Annotated in this window: 17 protein-coding genes; 8 read left to right on the top strand and 9 right to left on the bottom strand. The window is 65.8% G+C overall.

Features of this window, described 5'->3' with window-relative positions; all coding sequences use genetic code 11:
- Positions 1 to 33 precede the first annotated feature (33 nt).
- Entirely contained in the window at positions 34 to 621 is a 588-nt protein-coding gene (locus IWX65_RS04180) for a TetR/AcrR family transcriptional regulator (protein WP_196881178.1), read from the top strand.
- 92 nt (positions 622 to 713) lie between these two features.
- On the opposite strand, the gene IWX65_RS04175 is transcribed toward IWX65_RS04180, so the two are convergent.
- The 8 genes from IWX65_RS04175 to IWX65_RS04140 all read right to left on the bottom strand — a co-directional run bounded on the left by IWX65_RS04175 (position 714) and on the right by IWX65_RS04140 (position 9,829).
- A complete protein-coding gene (locus tag IWX65_RS04175; protein ID WP_196881177.1) occupies positions 714 to 1,790 on the bottom strand; it encodes a Gfo/Idh/MocA family protein in 1,077 nt (358 codons plus the stop codon).
- A 131-nt stretch (positions 1,791 to 1,921) separates the two neighbouring features.
- Positions 1,922 to 3,016: a substrate-binding domain-containing protein gene (locus tag IWX65_RS04170; protein WP_196881176.1), complete on the bottom strand. Its 1,095-nt coding sequence runs from the start codon at positions 3,014 to 3,016 to the stop codon at positions 1,922 to 1,924.
- A gap of 85 nt (positions 3,017 to 3,101) precedes the next feature.
- A complete protein-coding gene (gene mmsB, locus IWX65_RS04165) occupies positions 3,102 to 4,400 on the bottom strand; it encodes a multiple monosaccharide ABC transporter permease (protein WP_196881175.1) in 1,299 nt (432 codons plus the stop codon).
- Positions 4,401 to 4,424: 24 nt separating this feature from the next.
- The gene (gene mmsA, locus IWX65_RS04160; RefSeq protein ID WP_196881174.1) at positions 4,425 to 5,963 is read right to left on the bottom strand and encodes a multiple monosaccharide ABC transporter ATP-binding protein; all 1,539 of its coding nucleotides are present in this window, start codon (positions 5,961 to 5,963) and stop codon (positions 4,425 to 4,427) included.
- A 124-nt stretch (positions 5,964 to 6,087) separates the two neighbouring features.
- Positions 6,088 to 7,311: an ROK family transcriptional regulator gene (locus IWX65_RS04155; RefSeq protein ID WP_196881173.1), complete on the bottom strand. Its 1,224-nt coding sequence runs from the start codon at positions 7,309 to 7,311 to the stop codon at positions 6,088 to 6,090.
- A 32-nt stretch (positions 7,312 to 7,343) separates the two neighbouring features.
- The gene (locus IWX65_RS04150) at positions 7,344 to 7,865 is read right to left on the bottom strand and encodes a gamma carbonic anhydrase family protein (protein WP_196881172.1); all 522 of its coding nucleotides are present in this window, start codon (positions 7,863 to 7,865) and stop codon (positions 7,344 to 7,346) included.
- A gap of 9 nt (positions 7,866 to 7,874) precedes the next feature.
- Positions 7,875 to 8,735: a formyltetrahydrofolate deformylase gene (gene purU, locus IWX65_RS04145; protein ID WP_196881171.1), complete on the bottom strand. Its 861-nt coding sequence runs from the start codon at positions 8,733 to 8,735 to the stop codon at positions 7,875 to 7,877.
- Positions 8,732 to 9,829: an NAD(P)-binding domain-containing protein gene (locus IWX65_RS04140; protein ID WP_334683643.1), complete on the bottom strand. Its 1,098-nt coding sequence runs from the start codon at positions 9,827 to 9,829 to the stop codon at positions 8,732 to 8,734. The genes purU and IWX65_RS04140 overlap by 4 nt, the downstream gene beginning before the upstream one ends.
- Before the next feature lie 268 nt (positions 9,830 to 10,097).
- Here IWX65_RS04140 and glyA point away from each other — a divergent pair, with 268 nt between their 5' ends.
- From glyA to IWX65_RS04105, 7 genes are all read left to right on the top strand, one after another.
- Positions 10,098 to 11,411, top strand: coding sequence for a serine hydroxymethyltransferase (gene glyA, locus IWX65_RS04135; RefSeq protein WP_334683642.1), 1,314 nt, complete (start codon positions 10,098 to 10,100; stop codon positions 11,409 to 11,411).
- A 142-nt stretch (positions 11,412 to 11,553) separates the two neighbouring features.
- Positions 11,554 to 12,435 carry a bifunctional methylenetetrahydrofolate dehydrogenase/methenyltetrahydrofolate cyclohydrolase gene (locus IWX65_RS04130; protein WP_196881169.1) on the top strand — a complete coding sequence of 294 codons (882 nt, stop codon included), beginning with the start codon at positions 11,554 to 11,556 and terminating at the stop codon, positions 12,433 to 12,435.
- 84 nt (positions 12,436 to 12,519) lie between these two features.
- Positions 12,520 to 13,461, top strand: a complete 942-nt coding sequence (locus tag IWX65_RS04125) for an ABC transporter ATP-binding protein (RefSeq protein WP_334683641.1) — start codon at positions 12,520 to 12,522, stop codon at positions 13,459 to 13,461.
- A 22-nt stretch (positions 13,462 to 13,483) separates the two neighbouring features.
- Positions 13,484 to 14,374: an ABC transporter permease gene (locus tag IWX65_RS04120; RefSeq protein ID WP_196881168.1), complete on the top strand. Its 891-nt coding sequence runs from the start codon at positions 13,484 to 13,486 to the stop codon at positions 14,372 to 14,374.
- Positions 14,371 to 15,204 (top strand): ABC transporter permease, encoded by an 834-nt coding sequence (locus IWX65_RS04115; RefSeq protein ID WP_196881167.1) that lies wholly within the window; start codon positions 14,371 to 14,373, stop codon positions 15,202 to 15,204. The genes IWX65_RS04120 and IWX65_RS04115 overlap by 4 nt, the downstream gene beginning before the upstream one ends.
- A 23-nt stretch (positions 15,205 to 15,227) precedes the next feature.
- Positions 15,228 to 17,618 carry an ATP-binding cassette domain-containing protein gene (locus IWX65_RS04110; protein ID WP_196881166.1) on the top strand — a complete coding sequence of 797 codons (2,391 nt, stop codon included), beginning with the start codon at positions 15,228 to 15,230 and terminating at the stop codon, positions 17,616 to 17,618.
- Positions 17,619 to 17,703: 85 nt separating this feature from the next.
- Positions 17,704 to 18,060, top strand: a complete 357-nt coding sequence (locus IWX65_RS04105; RefSeq protein WP_196881165.1) for a VOC family protein — start codon at positions 17,704 to 17,706, stop codon at positions 18,058 to 18,060.
- Positions 18,061 to 18,147: 87 nt separating this feature from the next.
- On the opposite strand, the gene IWX65_RS04100 is transcribed toward IWX65_RS04105, so the two are convergent.
- Positions 18,148 to 18,924, bottom strand: coding sequence for a CHRD domain-containing protein (locus IWX65_RS04100; protein WP_196881164.1), 777 nt, complete (start codon positions 18,922 to 18,924; stop codon positions 18,148 to 18,150).
- Positions 18,925 to 19,018: the final 94 nt, after the last annotated feature.

Below are 19,018 nucleotides of genomic sequence, written 5' to 3'. Positions count from 1 at the left end.
CGTTATAGTATAACCAACGTTATAGTTGGAGGTGTGGAAAGACAACCCGGAACACCATCGGCGAGGCAGCGGCTGCTCGATGCCGCCGACGAACTGTTCTACCTCAACGGCATCACCAACACTGGAGTCGATGATGTGTTGGCCAGGGCGGGGGTTTCTGTTGCCACCCTCTACGCGCAGTTCGGCAACAAGGACGGACTGCTCTCCGCAAGCCTCTCGCGGCGGCTCGAGACTTGGCAGGAGTACTGGGATGAAGCCATCAGGTCCGCGGAATCGGACCAGGAACGGCTGCTGGCCATCTTCGATGCGTTGAAGCTCTACCGTGGGCGCCGGCCTGACGCCCGATGGTGCGCATTCCTCTCCGCCGCCGTTGAAATCCCCGGCGCGGAGCACGCGGTGGCCGCCCTCACGAGAGCCGACACCACTTTGCTGAATCAACGTCTACTGACCCTCGCCGAACCATTGGCCGGAGCTGAAGCTGAACGGCTAGCTGCGGCTGTCCTGCTCATCTATAACGGAACTCTCGCCAGCTTTCTCCGCGGGAGCCCCGAAGACCCCATCGCCCAGGGCCGCGAGATCGCCATTCTCACAGTCCGCGCGTTTGCGGCACAGCCCCGATGAACCAGGACCTGGCCGGTCTCGCCGGCAGTCCACGTGCTCTGCAACAGCCGAGGGGTGATCAGTGATCCTCGTCGGCCGGTGAAGAGGGTGCGCTACGCCGCATCGTTCGCGTACCGCAGGCCGAGCTGCGCCCGCACGCCGTCGAGCAGCCGAAGTGTCTGGAGCGTGTCCGCCAGCGGCATGGTCGGGCTCTCCAGCAGGCCGGACTGGATACACCGCGTGGTCTCGCGCAGCTCGTAGGTGTAGCCGCCGCCGACCACCTCGAACGTCTCGACGCGCGGCTCCTCCCGATTCAGCCCGATGATGAGCTCGCTCGGGCTGTGGAGGTTCCCGCCGCCGGTGCGGAGCCACCCCCCGCTTCCGGAGACCGTCGCGGTTCCCGGGCAGGAGGCCACCAGCGACGACGTCAGCTGCGCGTGCGCGCCGCCCTCGTAGCCGAGGGTCAGGGCGTTCTGGGTATCGATGCCGTCGTCGTTGAGGTTTCCGCTGGCTGCCACCGACGAGGGAAAGCCGAGGGATCCCAGTGCCCACGTCAGGGGGTAGACGGTAAGGTCCAGCAGCGCACCGCCGCCGGCTCGCGGATCCCACAGCCTGCTCGAGGGGTCGGCCGGGGCAGGGAAACCGAGGTCGGCCTGCACCCATCCGATCCGGCCCAGCTCGCTGGAGTGAATGATGTCCCACGCGCGGTTGATGCTCGGCAGGAACCGCGTCCACACCGCCTCCATGAGGAATCGGTTCTTCTCCCCGGCGAGGGTGATGAGCTCTTCGGCTTCCCGCGCGTTGATCGTGAAGGTCTTTTCGCACAGAACGTGCTTGCCGCTGTTCAGCGCCGCTTTCGTCACCTCGTAGTGCTGACCGTGAGGGGTGGCGACGTAGACGACGTCGACGAGGGGATCGTTGAAGAGGTGCTGGTAGCCGGGTATCCCGTCCTGGTCGGAGTGGCTCGTCTCGAATCCGAAGCGTGCGGCGAACTCCGCGGCGCTGTCGGCATTCCGTGAGCTGACCCCGTGGAGGACGGCGTCCTCGAGCAGGGCGATATCGGCGGTGACCTTGGCGGCGATGCCGCCGGTCGAGACCACGCCCCAACGCAAAGGCCTCCCCGTCGCTGCAGCGGGGCCCGGGGCACCTGGTTCAACGCATGGGGGACGTACGAGGCGGGGAGTCGACATGCCTCCATCCTTGCCGCTCGGCTCCGGGCCGTCCACCCGGCGACGGCAGAAATGCAGGAAGCTCCGGGCCGCAGGTGCGGCCCGGAGCTTCCTGGCTGGACGCCCCTTGGGAGGGCCCCGTCATTTCGCGGTTACTTGACCAGCTCGGCGAGCGTGGGGTCGTCGGCGTAGGCCTCGGCGGCGTTTTCCTTCGTGACGATCTGGGGCTCGAGCAGGTACGCCGGGACAACCTTCACGCCGTTGTCGTAGGACTCGTTGTCGTTGATCTCGAGTTCCTCACCGGCCGCCAGCCCTTCGACCATGGTGATGGCGTGCGCCACGAGGTCGCGGGTGTCCTTGTTGATGGTGGAGTACTGTTCGTCCGCCATGATCGACTTCACCGATTCGACCTCGGAGTCCTGTCCGGTGACCACGGGAAGTTCCTTCCCGCTCGCCTTGACCGACGTGAGGATGGCACGGGCAAGCGTGTCATTGGGCGAGAGCACGCCGTGCAGGTCCTCGGAGGTGTAGTTACCGGTGAGGAGTGTGTCCATGCGGGTCTGCGCATTGCCGGCTTCCCAGCCCTGGGTGACGGCCTGGTTGAACTCGGTCTGCCCTGAAACGACATTCAGTGTGCCGTCGTCGATCTTGGGCTGGAGGATGCTCATGGCACCGTCGAAGAAGACCTGGGCGTTCGCGTCATCCGGGGAGCCGGCGAACAGCTCGATGTTGTACGGTCCCTCACCCTTTGCTGCCATTCCGTCGAGCAGGGCCTGGCCCTGGAGCTCGCCGACCTGGAAGTTGTCGTAGGCCACGTAGTAGTCGACGTTCTCGGTGTTGGTCAGCAGGCGGTCATAGGCGATGACGGTGATGCCGGCATCTGCTGCCTGCTGCAGCTGGGTCCCGAGCTGGGCGCCGTCGATCGCGCCGACCACGAGGACCTCCACGCCGTTGGTGATCATGGAGCTGATCTGGTTCTGCTGCTCCGAGACACCACCATTGGCGAACTGCACGGAGGGCTCGTAGCCGGCCTCGGTCAGGCCGTCGTTGAACAGGGTCTCGGCGAGTACCCAGTTCTCGGAGGTCTTCTGGGGAAGCGCGACGCCGATGGCGGTACCTTCCTCGAACCCGGCGGCCGCTTCGCCGCCGCCCTCGGTTCCGGTGCCCGGGTCTTCACGACCGCAGGAGGTCAGCGCCAGCGCTGAAATTGCGGCGATGGTTGCAAAGGATTTTGCGAAGTTACGCATTCCATTTCTCTTTCTTTAGCATTCTTGCTGATGGAGGACGGGCATCGGCGACGCCGCGTTGAGGGGGCACGAGGGCCCCATCCGGTCAGGAATTGTGGGTGATGACTTCCTTGGTTCCGACGCCTTGTTCGGCGGGCTCGGGCTCTTGGGTCCGGGTGGGCTGCTCCGGCTTCGGCCGGCCGCCGAAGTTTCGAGTGAGGAGACCGGTGATGGACGGCTTCCCCTGGCTCTTGTTGTAGACATCGAAGGCAACGGCGATCAGCAGCACGAGGCCCTTGATGATTTGTGTCATATCGGCGCCGATTCCCAGTAGCTGCAGGCCGTTGTTGAGCACGGCCATCACGAGGCCGCCGATGATGGACCCCACCACTGTTCCGACTCCGCCGGTGACCGCGGCGCCGCCGATGAAGACAGCGGCGATCGCGTCGAGTTCCCAGCCCACACCGTCGAAGGGGCCCGAGGCGGTGGAGCGGCCGACAAAGATCATTCCGGCGAGCGAGGCCAGGATGGACATGTTCATCATGACCAGGAAGTTGATGCGCCGGCTCTTCACTCCTGACAGCTCGGCCGCATGGCGGTTCCCGCCCACTGCGTAGACATGGCGGCCTGCGATGGTCTTGTTGGAGATGAACCCGTAGACGATCACGAGGACGCCCAGGATGAGGCCCGGTACCGGAAAGGAGGTGCCCGGGCGGCCGGTGGCGAAGAGGTAGGTGGCGTACAGGATCGCGGCGGAGACCAGCACGATCTTGAGGACGGACACGCCCATCGGCGGAACTTCCGCTCCCACCCGCTCGAGGCGGCGGCGGGTCTTCAGCTCGTTGTAGATGACGAACGCCACCAGGACGAAACCGATCAGCAGTGTCAGGTTGTTGTAGCCGGTGACCGGCCCGACCTCGGGGAGGTACCCCGACCCGATGTACTGGAACTCGGGCGGCACCGGAACGGTGTTCGATTTGCCGACGAACTGGTTGGCGCCGCGGAACAGCAGCATGCCGGCCAGGGTCACGATGAACGCGGGTATGCCCACGTAGGCGACCCAGAAACCCTGCCAGGCCCCGATGACGACACCGAGGGCCAGCCCGACGAGGATCCCCAGGTACCAGGGGATGCCCCAGTCCCGGATGGCAATGGCGACCACGATGCCGGCGAACGCCGCAATGGATCCGACCGACAGGTCGATATGCCCGGCGATGATGACCAGGACCATGCCGATGGCAAGGATGAGGATGTAGGAGTTGCCGTTGAAGAGGTTCATCATGTTCGCGGACGTCAGCGTTTTTCCGCCGGTCTGCCATTGGAAGAAGATGACCAGCGCTATCAGGGCGAAGATCATCCCGAACTGGCGCGTGTTACCGCCGAACAGTTTCTTGAGTGAGTCCATGTCGATTGTCCTTGGGGAGTTCGGTCAGGCGGATTTTCTGCTGGCGGTCATAAGTTTCATGAGGGATTCCTGGTCGGCTTCTCCACGGGTCAGCTCGCCGGTGATCGCTCCCTCGAAGATGGTGTAGATGCGGTCCGAGAGACCAAGCAATTCTGGGAGCTCGGAGGAGATGACGATGACGCCCTTACCCTGGTCTGCGAGTTTCTGGATGATGCCGTAGATCTCGTACTTGGCGCCGACGTCGATTCCACGGGTGGGTTCGTCGAGGATCAGCAGATCGGGATCGGTGAACATCCATTTCGCCAGCACTACCTTCTGCTGGTTCCCACCGGACAGTTTCGAGACCCCCTCGTTCACGCTGGGTGTCTTGGTCCTCAGTGACTTCCGGTATTCCTCGGCCACCTTGAATTCCTCGTCCTTGTCCACCACCAGGCCGCGGGTGATCTTCCGCAGATTCGCCGAGACAGTGGTGGACTTGATGTCATCCAGGAGGTTGAGTCCAAGCGACTTCCGGTCCTCCGTGACATAGGCGAGTCCGGCATCGATCGCCTGCGGCACGGACTTCAGGGATACTTCGTGACCGTCCTTGAAGATCTGACCGGACTTGAAGTTGCCGTAGGAGCGCCCGAAGACGGAGCGCGCCAGCTCGGTCCGCCCTGCGCCCATCAGGCCGGCGAAACCGACGATCTCGCCCCGCCTCACCTTGAAGCTCGAGTTCTTGCACACCATCCGGTCCGCGACGGTGGGGTGGCCCACCGTCCAGTTGCGGACTTCGAAGAAGGTTTCCCCGATCTTGGGTGTGTGGTCGGGGAAACGCGATTCCAGGGACCGGCCCACCATGCCGCGGATGATGCGGTCCTCGTCCACGCCGTCGTTCTTCACGTGCAGCGTTTCGATGGACCTGCCGTCGCGGATGATGGTGATCGAATCGGCGATCTGCTCGATCTCGTTGAGCTTGTGGGAGATCATGATGCAGGAGATTCCCTTGGAGCGGAGGCCCGCCATGAGGTCCAGCAGGTGCTGTGAATCGGCTTCGTTGAGCGCGGCCGTGGGCTCGTCGAGGATGAGCAGCTTCACTGACTTGCTGAGCGCCTTGGCGATTTCGACGAGCTGCTGCTTGCCGACACCGATGTCCTTGATCTTGGTGGTGGGGTCCTCGCTGAGGCCGACGCGGGCCAGGAGCTCGAGGGCGGAGCGGTTCACCTTGTCCCAGTCGATCACGCCGAAACGGGTGGGTTCGTTGCCGAGGAAGATGTTCTCGGCAATCGACAGCTCCGGGATCAGCGCGAGTTCCTGGTGGATGATGACGATCCCGGCTGCCTCGCTGGACCGGATGTCTCGGAACTGCATCTCCTTGCCCTGGAAGACGATCTGCCCCTGGTAGTCCCCGTAGGGGTATAGCCCTGAGAGGACCTTCATGAGGGTCGATTTTCCGGCGCCGTTCTCGCCGCAGATCGCGTGGATCTCGCCGGAGGTCACCTCCAGGGACACCTCGGAGAGGGCTTTGACTCCTGGGAATTCCTTGGTGATCGATCGCATCTCAAGGATAGTGTGGTGTTCCATGGCAGCCTTCCGCGGTGACAGCATCGTCTTGGTGCAGGCCAACTTCGACCCGAAAGAATTGAACACTACTAATTGTCTTGGCGTCAAGGCTTGAACGCAAGGCGCGTCAAACGAGACGGAAAAGTTACAGGGGAGCGAAAGCCCGCGTGGTCAGGCCGGGTTGGGAGAGCACGACGGCGGCACCTCCGAGCGCCTCCGCGCGGTCCCCGAGGGACGACATGCGCACCGTTGTGGTCTCGCCGATAATCGGAACCGCATGGCGGGTGAGCCCGCGGCGGATCGGCTGGAGCAGAATCTCGCCGAGCTCGGTCAGCGGCCCGCCCACCACCACCAGTTCGGGATTGATGAGGTTCGCCACGTGGGCGACTGCCCGGCCGATGGCGAGGCCGGCGTCGTCGATCACACGCAGGGTCGCGGTGTCGCCGGTGAGGGCTCTGGTGACGATGTCCTGGGTGCTCACCGTGTCGGTGGTGCCGCGGCTGAGCAGCTCGATCATGGTGGACGTCGACGCGACGGTTTCGAGGCAGCCCCGGTTCCCGCAGCGGCACACGAGGCCGTGCTCACTGATGGTGGTGTGGCCGAGCTCGCCCGTGATGCCCACGTTGCCGTAGAACAACGCTCCGTTGAGAACGAGGCCGGCGCCGATTCCGGAACCGATTTTCATGAACACGAGGTTGTCCACCGAGCTGTGGGGGCCCCACGCCACCTGGGCCAGGGCTCCGAGGTTGGCGTCGTTATCCACGAACACGGGAACTTGAAGCCGCTCTCCGAACGTTTCCCGGATATTGATGCCCACCCACTCGGGCAGAATGGCACCCTGCACCACGGTTCCGGTCCGACGGTCGATCGGGCCGGGGATCCCGATGCCGGCACCGAGTAGCGCCGCGCGGTCGAGCCGTCCCCGGTCCAGGAGTTTTCCCAGCAGATCCGCTGCGGCCTCGACGCCCTGGGCGGCGCTATGGCCGAGGGGCAGCGGCGTCGATTCCTCCTGGAGCACCCGGTAGTCCAGTCCGGCGAGTACCACGCGGATGTGACGACGTCCGATGTCGACGCCGGCTGCCACCGAGCCGTTGTCGTTGAGGATGACCGACAGGGCGCGGCGCCCCGAACTCGTGGTCGGCATCGTACTGACCATTCCGCCGAGGGCCATGATCTTCACGATGTTGGAGACCGTTGCGGTGGAGAGGCCCGTCTGACGGGCGAGTTCCGCCTGGGTCTGGGGTCCGCTGCTGACGAGTGCCCGGATGATTCGCTGCTGGTTCTGTTCGCGAAGTGCCGGTTGCGAACCCGGCCTTGACGGCAGGGCGCCAAAGGGGTGCCTAGCCGGCGAGGTGGCATCTACGGGCATGTACTAAAGGGTGCCCCAAGCCACCGTTGTAGTCAAGAAGTTAACGCATCCCGGTGCTTCCCCCCGGTGATGAGGTACCTCGCGGCGTTGTCCTTCACCCCGGCGACCTCGTCGTCCGTGAGTTCGCGGCGGACCTTCGCCGGCACTCCGGCCACCAGTGAGCGCGGAGGCACGATCGTCCCCTCGAGGACGAGCGCTCCCGCTGCAACCAGCGAGTTCTTCCCGATCACGGCCCCGTTCATGACGGTGGCACTCATGCCGATCAGGCACTCGTCCTCGATGGTGCAGCCGTGCACCACCGCCGTATGCCCCACGCTCACGCCGCGGCCGATCGTTGCAGGAAAACCGGGGTCGGCGTGCACCACCACGTTGTCCTGGAGATTGCTGCCTTCGCCGATGCGGATGGGGGAGGTGTCCGCCCGGACACTCACTCCGTAGAAGGCGCTCGAGCCGGGCTCAAGGACGACATCGCCAATGATGGAGGCAGTGGGAGCCACGAATGCTGAGTCGGAGATGCGCGGTGTCTTGCCATTGATCGGAATCACGTATGCCATGGCGCCAGCCTAGTTGAAAACGATGGTCCTGGTCCCGTCGAGCAGCACGCGGTGCTCCGCATGCCATTGCACGGCCTGCACAAGGGCGCGGCCCTCGAGCTCCCGCCCGATGTCCGCGAGCTGGCCGGCCGTGCGGCCGTGGTCCACGCGGGTGACTTCCTGCTCGATGATGGGCCCCTCGTCAAGGGCGCCGGTCACGTAGTGCGCCGTGGCGCCGATCAGCTTGACCCCCCGGGTGTGGGCTTGGTGGTACGGACGGGCGCCCTTGAAGGAGGGAAGGAAGGAGTGGTGGATGTTGATGGCACGGCCCCGGAGCTCGCTGCACAGTTCGTCGCTGAGAATCTGCATGTACCGCGCAAGGACCACGAGCTCGATGGAGTGCTTCCGGATGAGCGCCCTCAGGGCTTCCTCGGCGGCGTCCTTGGTGGAGGCGGTGACCGGGATGTGGTGGAACTCGATTCCGTAGAAGGCAGCGAGTCCGGCGAGGTCCGGATGGTTGGACACGATGACGGGGATATCGATCGGCAGGGTGCCCGACCTGTGCTGGAACAGGAGGTCATTGAGGCAGTGCGCGGCCTTCGACACCAGGATCAGGGTGCGGGTTCGGGCTCCCTCGGCAGCAAGCGAGAACTCCATTCCGAATTCCTCCGCCACGGCCGTGAGGTAGCCGCGCAGCACCGCTTCGTCGGCGTTCGTCGTGAAGGCGACCCTCAGAAAGAAGGTGCCGGTATCCGGGCTTCCGTACTGCTGCGATTCGGTGATGTTGGCGCCGGCCGCCACGAGGGCCCCTGATACGCCGTGGACGATTCCCGGCCGGTCGGGGCATGAGAGGGTGAGCGAATACGAGCAGGTTTCAACGGGAGATGTCACAGCGCAAGATTACCCGCGCCGACCGGCAGCCGGGATCCGGCGATTCCGCCCACGGCAGCGAGCGCCGCGGCCCGGCCCGCGCGCGTGGCCCCGAGGGTCGACGCCGAGGCGCCGTACCCGACCAGGAACAGGCGCGGCTCCCGCAGCACTTTCACTCCGTCCATGCGGATGCCGCCGCCGGACTCCCGCAGCCGGAGTGGGGCAAGGTGGTCGAGCGCCGCACGGAATCCGGTAGCCCACAGCACGACGTCGGCCTCCTCGGCGCTGCCGTCCGCAAACATCACGCCCCGCTCGGTAAGACGCTGCAGTGGGCCGCGCGAGGCGAGGACGCCGACGTCGATCCCCGCCTGGTACTGGGGCGTCAGCGGGAGGCCGGTCGCCGAGACGACGCTCGACGGCGGAAGGCCGGCTCTCGTGCGCGCATTCACTTCCGCCTCGACGGTGCGGCCCCACTCGGGGTCGAACGCGCGCCGCGTGAAGCGGGGCGGAGTTCTGGTCGACCACAGGGTGTCCGCTCCGGCCGCCGCCAACTGGAGCAGGAACTGGACCGCCGAGGTGCCACCGCCCACCACGAGGACTCGACGCCCCGAGAAGTTCCCGGCCGAACGGAAGTCTCCCGTATGGAGTTGTTGCCCGGCGAACGTCTCCCGCCCGGGGTAGGACGGCCAGTAGGGGCGCGTCCACGTGCCGGTTGCATTGATGACGGCATCCGCCTGCCAGGAACGGCCGTCCCGGACCGTGACCTCCAGCCCGCCGTCCACCCGCCGCACGCCCGAGGCCTGTGCCGGCCGAAGGACCGGAACATCGAAGTGTTCCTCGAATCGGGCGTAGTAGCGGCTCACCACGCTGGAGGCGGGCTCCTCCGGGTCCGGCGTGCCGAGCGGCATGCCCGGGAGGTCGTGCAGGGCGTGTGCGGCGTCGAAAGTGAGCGAGGGCCAACGGTGGCGCCAGGCACCGCCCGGGCCCTCATTGGAGTCGAGCACCACGAAGTCCTGGTGCGGTACGAGGTTCTTCCGCAGCAGGGAGTAGGCGCTGCTCAGGCCGGCCTGGCCTGCGCCGATCACGACTACCCGTGTCTTTCGTTGTTCCTCCACCGCGGTTCTTCTTCCATTTCCTGACGTGTGCTTCCGGCTCCGTGCCCGGCGTTCTGCCGTTTCCGATTCAACCCCCTCGGTCGCCGCGCTATTCCGACGCACACCGCGCCATCGCCCGTAATGCCGGGGTTCCCGGTGGCGGCAGGGGTGGCCCTGCGGCTAGCATGGGAGGCGCCGGATCCGGCTCGAGGCGGACAGCCGACGCCGGATGTGCTCGGTATTGCGGACGGCCGACCGACGCTCGCGACTCCCACAGAAGGATCAATACGTGACCACTTCGCCCTTATCGACACCCGCGCTGAACCGGGCGACCGATTCAGTGACCAACGCGCCACTGGCCGAGGTAGATCCCGAGATCGCGGCAGTGCTCCGCGATGAGCTGGCACGCCAGCGCGACACCCTCGAGATGATCGCCTCGGAGAACTTCGCACCCCGCGCGGTCCTCGAGGCCCAGGGGTCGGTGCTCACCAATAAATACGCGGAGGGCTACCCGGGACGCCGCTACTACGGCGGCTGCGAGCATGTCGATGTCGCGGAGAACCTCGCGATCGAGCGCGTGAAGTCCCTTTTCGGCGCTGAGTTCGCCAACGTCCAGCCCCATTCCGGTGCGCAGGCCAACGCCGCGGCGCTCTCCGCGATGATCCAGCCCGGCGACAAGATCATGGGCCTCTCGCTGGCTCACGGCGGCCACCTGACGCACGGCATGAAGCTGAATTTCTCCGGCAAGCTCTACGAAGTTGCTGCTTACGGTGTCGAGGAGGACACCCACCGGCTCGAGATGGAGCGCGTGCGCGAGCAGGCGCTGAGGGAAAAGCCGCAGGTTCTCATCGCCGGCTGGTCCGCCTATCCGCGTCAGCTGGACTTCGCTGCATTCCGGTCCATCGCCGATGAGGTGGGCGCACTCCTGTGGACCGACATGGCCCACTTCGCGGGCCTGGTCGCTGCCGGCGTGCACCCCAACCCGGTTCCGTACTCCGATGTCGTCACCTCGACCGTGCACAAGACCCTCGCCGGTCCGCGGTCCGGCGTCATCCTGGCGAAGAAGGAGTGGGCTCGGAAGATCAATTCCAATGTGTTCCCCGGCCAGCAGGGCGGCCCGCTCATGCACGTGATCGCAGGCAAGGCGACAGCGTTCAAGATCGCCGGTTCGGCTGGATTCAAGGAGCGCCAGGACCGCGTCCTCGAGGGCGCCAGAATCATCGCCGAGCGCCTTACCGCGTCCGACGTCGCAGAGCACGGTGTCTCGGTGCTGACCGGCGGCACCGACGTGCACCTCGTGCTTGTCGACCTGCGGAACTCGGTCCTCGACGGCCAGCAGGCAGAGGATCTCCTCCACTCGGTCGGAATCACCGTCAACCGCAACGCCGTCCCGTTCGATCCACGACCGCCGATGGTCACCTCGGGGCTGCGCATCGGAACGCCGGCACTGGCGACCCGCGGTTTCGGAGCGGCTGAGTTCACAGAGGTCGGCGACATCATCGCCGGCGCCCTCACTCCGGCGGCCGACGTCGAAGCACTCCGCGCAAGGGTGACCGCCCTCACGGCGGACTTCCCGCTGTACCCGGGCCAGGAGGAATGGTAGACGACGTTCCGGCAGGCGCGTCGGCCTCGCGGGCGGCGGCATCGGCTGCGTATGACATCCCCGCCTCGGAGTGTTGCTTCACCGGCTGCTGCGAGCGCGGGAAAGCCTTCCTTCTCGAACAACTTGAAACCGGAGACCACCTATGAGCACCACCGCACGCATCCTCGACGGTAAAGCCACAGCAAGCCGAATCCGGGAAGAGCTTGCCGAGAGGGTTGGTGCACTCAAGGCGCGAGGCATCACGCCGGGACTCGGAACGGTCCTGGTGGGGGACGATCCCGGAAGCCACTCGTACGTGGCAGGAAAGCACCGCGACTGTGCCCAGGTGGGCATCACCTCGGTACGGCGGGACCTGCCCGCCACCATCTCGCAGGAAGAGCTCGAAGCGGTCATCGACGAGCTGAACGCCGACCCCGCCACCACCGGCTACATCGTGCAGCTCCCCCTGCCCGCGCACCTCGACACCAACGCGATCCTGGGGCGCATCGACCCTGACAAGGACGCCGACGGCCTCCACCCCACCAACCTCGGCAAGCTCGTGCTCAATGTCAACGCACCGATGGATTCGCCGTTGCCCTGCACCCCGCACGGAATCGTTGAACTGCTGCTGCGCCACGACGTCGCAGTCAAGGGCCTGAACGTCCTCGTGGTGGGCCGGGGAGTGACGGTGGGGCGCCCGCTCGGCCTGTTGCTCACGCGGAAGGCCATCAATGCCACGGTGACGCTCGCCCACACCGGAACGGCGGACCTCGCCGACCATCTCGGTCGGGCCGACGTCGTGATCGCGGCCGCGGGTATTCCGCACATGATCAAGGCAGCCCAGCTGAAGCCGGGCGCGATCGTGCTCGACGTCGGCGTCAGCCGGGTCGAGGATCCGGCCACGGGCAAAGCTGCGCTGACGGGTGACGTCGAACCTGCTGCCGGGGAGGTGGCCGCCTGGCTGTCCCCGAATCCCGGCGGCGTAGGGCCCATGACGAGGGCGATGCTCCTGGCCAATGTGGTGGAGGCGGCCGAGCGCCAGTAGCATCCCTGCAGGCTGCGCAGCGACATGACCGGAGGATGGTCCCATTGGCTAGTCCCAATCGCACGAGTGGCCTAGGCTGGGCGGGTGCCACACCACATCCTCGAACAACCGGTCATCTCCGCCCGGAACCTCAGCAAGCACTACGGCGAATTCCGGGCGGTGGACGGGATCTCCTTCGAGGTTCCCGCGGGGGAGTCGTTCGGGCTCCTCGGCCCCAACGGCGCGGGGAAGTCCACCACGATGCGCATGATCGGCGGCGTCTCCCAGCGGACCTCGGGGAGCCTGGCGATTCTGGGGCTGGACCCCGAGCAGCACGGACCCGAAGTGCGTGCGCACCTCGGAGTCGTGCCGCAGCAGGACAACCTCGACGAGGAACTGCGGGTCCGTGACAACCTGATCGTCTACGGCCGCTACTTCGGCCTCCCGTTGAGCTACCTCAAGCCGAAGGTGGACGAGCTCCTCGAATTCGCCCAGCTGACCGACAAGGCCTCCGCCAAGGTGGATTCGCTCTCCGGTGGCATGAAGCGCCGGCTCACGATCGCCCGTTCGCTGATCAACGAGCCGAAGATCCTGCTGCTCGATGAACCGACCACCGGGCTTGATCCGCAGGCACGGCACATCCTGTGGGACCGGCTGTTCCGACTCAAGGAATCAGGTGTCACGCTTATCCTGACCACCCACTACATGGACGAGGCGGAACAGCTGTGTGACCGCCTCGTGGTGGTGGACAAGGGTCGCATCATGGCTGAGGGCTCCCCGGCGAGGCTCATCAAGGAGCACTCGACGCGTGAGGTGCTCGAACTGCGCTTCGGCTCCGAGCGCAATACCACGATGGCAGCGGAGCTCGAGGGCATCGGGGAGCGGCTCGAGGTGCTGCCGGACCGCATCCTGATCTATGCGCACGACGGCGAAGCCGCTCTCGAGGAGGTCACCTCCCGGAGGCTGCACCCTGTGACCTCCCTGGTTCGGCGCTCCTCCCTCGAGGACGTGTTCCTCCGGCTGACGGGCAGGAGTCTCGTTGAGTAGGGTGCCTTCGAGTAGGAATGCAATGAGTAGGAACCGGCTGCGGGAGGGATCGGCCGGTTCGACGACGGCGACAACTTCCCCGGGCGTACCGGCCCTCCGAGCCCATGCGCCCGCTGTTTCCGCCGTGCGTGCCCGGAAGTTCGGCTCCTGGTACTACGCCGAACATGTGCTGCGGTCGATGAACAGCTACCGCTGGACTCTGCTCGCCTCGAGCGTCGGCACTCCGGTGATGTATCTGTTCGCCATGGGTGTGGGCCTCGCGACCCTGGTCGACCGACAGGCCGGGGAGGCCTTCGGCGGCGTGGGGTATCTCGTGTTCCTCGCCCCGGCACTGCTGGCCTCGGCAACGATCATGACCGCGGCCACCGAGTTCACCTACCCCGTCATGGACGGTTTCAAGTGGCGCCGTGTGTACTACGGGCCGCATGCCTCGCCGCTCGGCACGCACCAGATCGTCAACGGACATATTCTCGCCGTCGGCCTGCGGCTGCTGCTGACCACCGCCATCTACTTCGCGATCGTCGCGGCCTTCGGCGCCTCGCCGTCGCCCTGGGGCTGGGTAGCCATTCCGGTGGCCGTGCTGTGCGGGCTGTCCTTCGGCCTGCCGCTCATGGCCTACGCGGCGAGCGTCGAGGAGGACAAGGGGCAGTTCGCCCTGGTGATGCGGTTCATCGTGATGCCGCTGTTCCTCTTCTCGGGAACCTTCTTCCCGCTTGACACGCTTCCGGTATTCCTCCGGTGGATCGGCTGGATCTCCCCGCTGTGGCACGGCACGGAGCTGGGGCGGACCCTGACCTATGGGTATGCCCAGCCGCTGGGACTCGTTCTGGTCCATGTGCTCTACCTGATGGTGCTGGCGTTCCTCGGATGGCGCCTGGCACAGAAGACCTATGCGCGGAGGCTGGGGAAATGACCGACCAGTTGTCAGCGGAGGACTACCGGGTGACGCTGGGAAACCGCCCCTTCAGCGGATTGTATGCACGTAACGCGCGCGCCGTGATCTCGCGGGGGCTGCTTGCGACGCGAAGCAGCAACTGGCTGATCATGGTGTCCGGTTTCTTCGAGCCGGTGCTCTACCTGGTCTCGATGGGCGTGGGGCTGGGAGCGCTGGTGGGAACCGTCGTCGGGCCCGGAGGGCAGGAAATCAGCTATGCGGCCTATATCGCGCCCGCGCTGCTGGCTGTCTCGGCGATGAACGGCGCCGTCTATGACAGCACCTGGAACGTCTTCTTCAAGATGAACTTCGCGAAGCTGTACCAGGGCATGCTCTCCACCTCGCTCGGCCCGCTGGACGTTGCGATCGGCGAGATCTTCCTGGCACTGCTGCGGGGCGCGATGTACGCCACGGGTTTCACCGCCGTCATGGGACTGATGGGCCTCATCACGACGCCCTGGGCACTGCTCATGGTTCCTGCGGCCGTGCTGGTGGCTTTCGGGTTCGCCTCCTTCGGCATGGGAATCACGAGCTACATGAAAACCTTCCAGCAGATGGAGTGGATCAATTTCGTGATGCTGCCGATGTTCCTGTTCTCGGCCACGTTCTACCCGCTGAGCGTGTACCCCCAGATGATCCAGTGGCTCATCCAGGCACTGCCGCTATGGCACGGGGTTGAACTCCTGCGTCAGCTCAGTGTCGGAATCTTCACCCCTGCAACCCTGATCCATGTGTCCTACTTCCTGGGAATGATCGCGTTCGGGATGTTCCTCACCACCGTCCGGCTGCGGAAGCTCTTCCTCCGGTAGGACGCCCAACAGATGGAGATCCGATGAGCATGTCCCCGCGCACGGACCGGCAAGCGCCTGCACCGCATACTGCCGACAGCCACGATGTGCTCCGTGTGGTCGGTGCACGTCAGAACAACCTGAAGGACGTGCACCTGGATATCCCGAAGCGCCGGCTGACGGTGTTCACCGGTGTCTCCGGTTCGGGCAAGAGTTCGCTGGTGTTCGGCACGATCGCCGCGGAGTCGCAACGGATGATCAACGAGACCTACAGCGCCTTCGTGCAGGGTTTCATGCCGACGCTGGCGCGGCCGGACGTGGATGTACTGGAAGGCCTGACGACGGCGATCATCGTCGACCAGGAGCGGATGGGTGCGAATCCCCGCTCCACGGTGGGCACCGCCACCGACGCCCATGCGATGCTGCGTATTCTCTTCAGCAGGCTCGGGAAGCCGCACATCGGGCCCCCCACCGCGTTCTCCTTCAACGTTCCGACGCGCAAGGCGAGCGGAGTGATGAGCACGGAGAAGAGCGGCAGGGTCGAGAAGAGCGTCGTGCAGAACGCGGTATATCTCGGCGGCATGTGTCCGCGATGCGAGGGGATGGGGTCGGTCTCCGATTTCGACCTGTCCGCGTTGTACGACGACAGCAAATCGCTCGGCGAGGGTGCGCTCACGATTCCCGGCTACAGCATGGACGGCTGGTACGGCCGTATCTTCAGCGGCGCCGGCTTCACGATGGACAAGCCGATCGCGAAGTTCACCAAGAAGGAGATGCACGACCTGCTCTACAAGGAGCCGACCAAGATCAAGGTCGAGGGCATCAACCTCACCTACGAGGGCCTGATCCCGAAGATCCAGAAGTCGATGCTGTCCAAGGACGTCGACGCGATGCAACCCCACATCCGGGCCTTCGTGGAACGCGCCATCACGTTCCAGGCCTGTCCGGAGTGCGACGGCACGCGACTCAGCCGGGAAGCCAGGTCCTCGAGGATCCGGGGCAAGAACATCGCCGACCTGTGCGGGATGCAGATCAGCGACCTGGCCGGATGGGTACGCGCACTCCGGGAGCCCTCGGTCGCGCCGCTCCTGAAAGGCCTGCAGCACCTCCTCGACTCCTTCGCCGGAATCGGGCTGGGCTACCTCTCCCTCGACCGGCCGTCGGGAACCCTGTCCGGTGGAGAGGCACAGCGCACCAAGATGATCCGCCACCTCGGCTCGTCGCTCACCGACGTCACCTACGTCTTCGATGAGCCCACGATCGGCCTGCACCCCCACGACATCGAGCGGATGAACAACCTCCTGCTGCAGCTGCGGGACAAGGGCAACACCGTGCTCGTCGTGGAACACAAACCCGAGGCCATCGCGATTGCCGACCACGTCGTCGACCTCGGCCCTGGGGCCGGAACGGCGGGTGGTACCGTCTGCTTCGAGGGCACCGTGGAGGGTCTGCGAGGGAGTGACACCACCACCGGCCGCCACCTGGACGACCGGGCGGCCTTCAAGGACTCGGTGCGTTCACCCTCCGGCATCTTGGAGGTCCGCGGCGCGACAGCGCACAACCTCCAGGACGTGGACGTCGACTTCCCGCTCGGAGTGCTCTGCGTGCTCACGGGCGTCGCCGGCTCCGGAAAGAGCTCGCTGATCCACGGGTCGGTCGCCGGCCGCGACGGCGTGGTGGTGGTCGACCAAGGGGCGATCCGCGGTTCACGCCGGAGCAACCCGGCGACCTACACCGGACTGCTCGACCCCATCCGCAAGGCGTTCGCCAAGGCCAACGGCGTGAAACCGGCACTCTTCAGCTCCAACTCCGAGGGCGCCTGCCCCGCCTGCAACGGCGCCGGCGTCATCTACACCGAGCTGGGCGTCATGGCCACCGTCGAATCCACCTGTGAGGAATGCGAGGGCAAGCGGTTCCAGGCGTCAGTGCTCGAGTACACGCTGGGGGCCAGGAACATTGCCGAGGTGCTTGCGATGTCGGTGGCCGAAGCAAAGGACTTCTTCGGCGACGGCGCGGCGCCTGCGCCGGCCGCACACAAGGTCCTCGGCCGGCTCGCCGACGTCGGGCTCGGCTACCTCAGTCTCGGCCAGCCGCTCACGACACTGTCCGGCGGCGAGCGGCAGCGGCTCAAGCTGGCCACCCAGATGGCGGAGAAGGGCGACATCTATGTCCTCGACGAGCCCACCTCCGGACTGCACCTCGCCGACGTCGAGCAGCTGCTCGGGTTGCTGGACAGGCTCGTGGACTCCGGAAAGTCGGTTCTCGTGATCGAGCATCACCAGGCGGTGATGGCCTCCGCCGACTGGATCATCGACCTCGGCCCCGGCGCCGGCAACGACGGCGGGCGAATCGTCTTCGAAGGCACCCCCGCCGACCTCGCCGCCGCCCGCTCCACGCTCACCGGCAAGCACCTCGCGGCCTACGTGGGCACCTGACCGAGGCGCCGTGCACGTCGGCCAGGGCGGGAAGGACGGTGGCGGGAAGCTGGCGGGAAGCTAAGGTTCGCACCATACTGGGAGGATGATCGGATTCGTTTCTTCCACTGTCTTCGACTGCGCCGACACCGACCGGCTGGCCACCTTCTATGAGGCGGTGCTCGGCATGACGAGGGTGGAGGACAATCCGGACTGGATCACCATCCGCACGGCTCCGGACGGACAGGCGCTGGCCTTCCAGCGCGTCGAGCATTACATGCCGCCCCGGTGGCCGGGCCAGATCGTGCCCCAGCAGGTGCATCTGGACATCCGCGTGGACAGCCTCGATGTCGCCGAGGCGAAGGTCCTTGCCCTCGGCGCCGTCAGCCTGGACGCGGGAACCGATACGTTCCGGGTCTACCTTGACCCCGCCGGGCACCCGTTCTGTCTTGTGCTCGACTGAAGTCGGCTCATAAAGAAGCCGGCCGGCGCCGGGGCGGGAACGCCCCAACGCCGGCCGGTTCACTTATCCGTCAGTTACTGACGGGGATCAGACGTCGGCGCTACGACGGCGTACGACGTAGGTTCCGCCGGCTGCCGCCGCGAGGAGGAGTCCGCCACCGAGGGCGAGCATTGCGGTATTGCTGCCGGTTTCCTGGGCAACGCCGGTGTCTGCTCCACCGGCAGGCATGTCGCCCATCTGGGACTCGACGAGGGTTCCACACAGTGCCGGTGAGGTGGCGCCGAGGGGAAGTGAGGGCTCCAGGTCACTGGGTGCGCTGAAGGCCTCTGTCGTGGCGGTGACGGTGGCGGGGTCCAGGCCGTGGACGACGACGACGGCTGTGCCGGCGGCGAGGGCCTCCTGGGTGGCCATGTCGAGCGTGATTTCACGCTCGACGGTGTAGCTGCCGCCCTGGCCGCCGAGCGCGAGGTTCAGGCCCTCGGCCGGGGTTGTTGCACCGGAGGTGGTCAGGGTGGTGAGGATTCCACCGTAGGAGGCAGCACCGTCGGTGGTGCTGAGGATTCCGTCGCCATTGGCGTCATCAGCGGTGGTGGGGCACTCACCCAGGGCTCCGCCGTGGATGTGCTGAACGTGGGGGTAGGGTGCGTCCATGAAGGTCTCGGCGAGACCGGAAACCTGCAGCTTCACCATGGCCTTGTCGCCGGTGACGTCCAGGGTGATGGTGCCCGAACCGGTGGTGCCGCTGAGCTGGCCCAGGGTCGAGGAGTAGGTTCCGTCATGGGCGGCTATGGCGGGGGCGCCGGCCATAGCAACAGTGCTAAGGGCCAGGGCTGGTACTGCGAGGAAGCGCATTTTCTTGTTCATCGGGAATTCCTCCATAGTGCGAATGATGCGCGCTGTGGATGCGCGCGTACCGGTACTTCGGCGTGACCGCTGTCACGGATGGGCGGATGGGAGA

Origin of the sequence: Arthrobacter sp. CAN_A214 (genome assembly GCF_015751955.1) — a bacterium.
GTDB lineage: Bacteria > Actinomycetota > Actinomycetes > Actinomycetales > Micrococcaceae > Arthrobacter_D.
This window is presented reverse-complemented; position numbering and strand designations above follow the sequence as displayed.

Excerpts from the sequence above, each read along its gene's own strand:
- IWX65_RS04175 (WP_196881177.1), bottom strand. The coding sequence starts at position 1,790 with ATGTCGACTCCCCGCCTCGTACGTCCCCCATGCGTTGAACCAGGTGCC.
- IWX65_RS04170 (WP_196881176.1), bottom strand. The coding sequence starts at position 3,016 with ATGCGTAACTTCGCAAAATCCTTTGCAACCATCGCCGCAATTTCAGCG.
- mmsB (WP_196881175.1), bottom strand. The coding sequence starts at position 4,400 with ATGGACTCACTCAAGAAACTGTTCGGCGGTAACACGCGCCAGTTCGGG.
- mmsA (WP_196881174.1), bottom strand. The coding sequence starts at position 5,963 with ATGGAACACCACACTATCCTTGAGATGCGATCGATCACCAAGGAATTC.
- IWX65_RS04155 (WP_196881173.1), bottom strand. The coding sequence starts at position 7,311 with ATGCCCGTAGATGCCACCTCGCCGGCTAGGCACCCCTTTGGCGCCCTG.
- IWX65_RS04150 (WP_196881172.1), bottom strand. The coding sequence starts at position 7,865 with ATGGCATACGTGATTCCGATCAATGGCAAGACACCGCGCATCTCCGAC.
- IWX65_RS04130 (WP_196881169.1), top strand. The coding sequence starts at position 11,554 with ATGAGCACCACCGCACGCATCCTCGACGGTAAAGCCACAGCAAGCCGA.
- IWX65_RS04120 (WP_196881168.1), top strand. The coding sequence starts at position 13,484 with ATGAGTAGGAACCGGCTGCGGGAGGGATCGGCCGGTTCGACGACGGCG.
- IWX65_RS04115 (WP_196881167.1), top strand. The coding sequence starts at position 14,371 with ATGACCGACCAGTTGTCAGCGGAGGACTACCGGGTGACGCTGGGAAAC.
- IWX65_RS04110 (WP_196881166.1), top strand. The coding sequence starts at position 15,228 with ATGAGCATGTCCCCGCGCACGGACCGGCAAGCGCCTGCACCGCATACT.
- IWX65_RS04105 (WP_196881165.1), top strand. The coding sequence starts at position 17,704 with ATGATCGGATTCGTTTCTTCCACTGTCTTCGACTGCGCCGACACCGAC.
- IWX65_RS04100 (WP_196881164.1), bottom strand. The coding sequence starts at position 18,924 with ATGAACAAGAAAATGCGCTTCCTCGCAGTACCAGCCCTGGCCCTTAGC.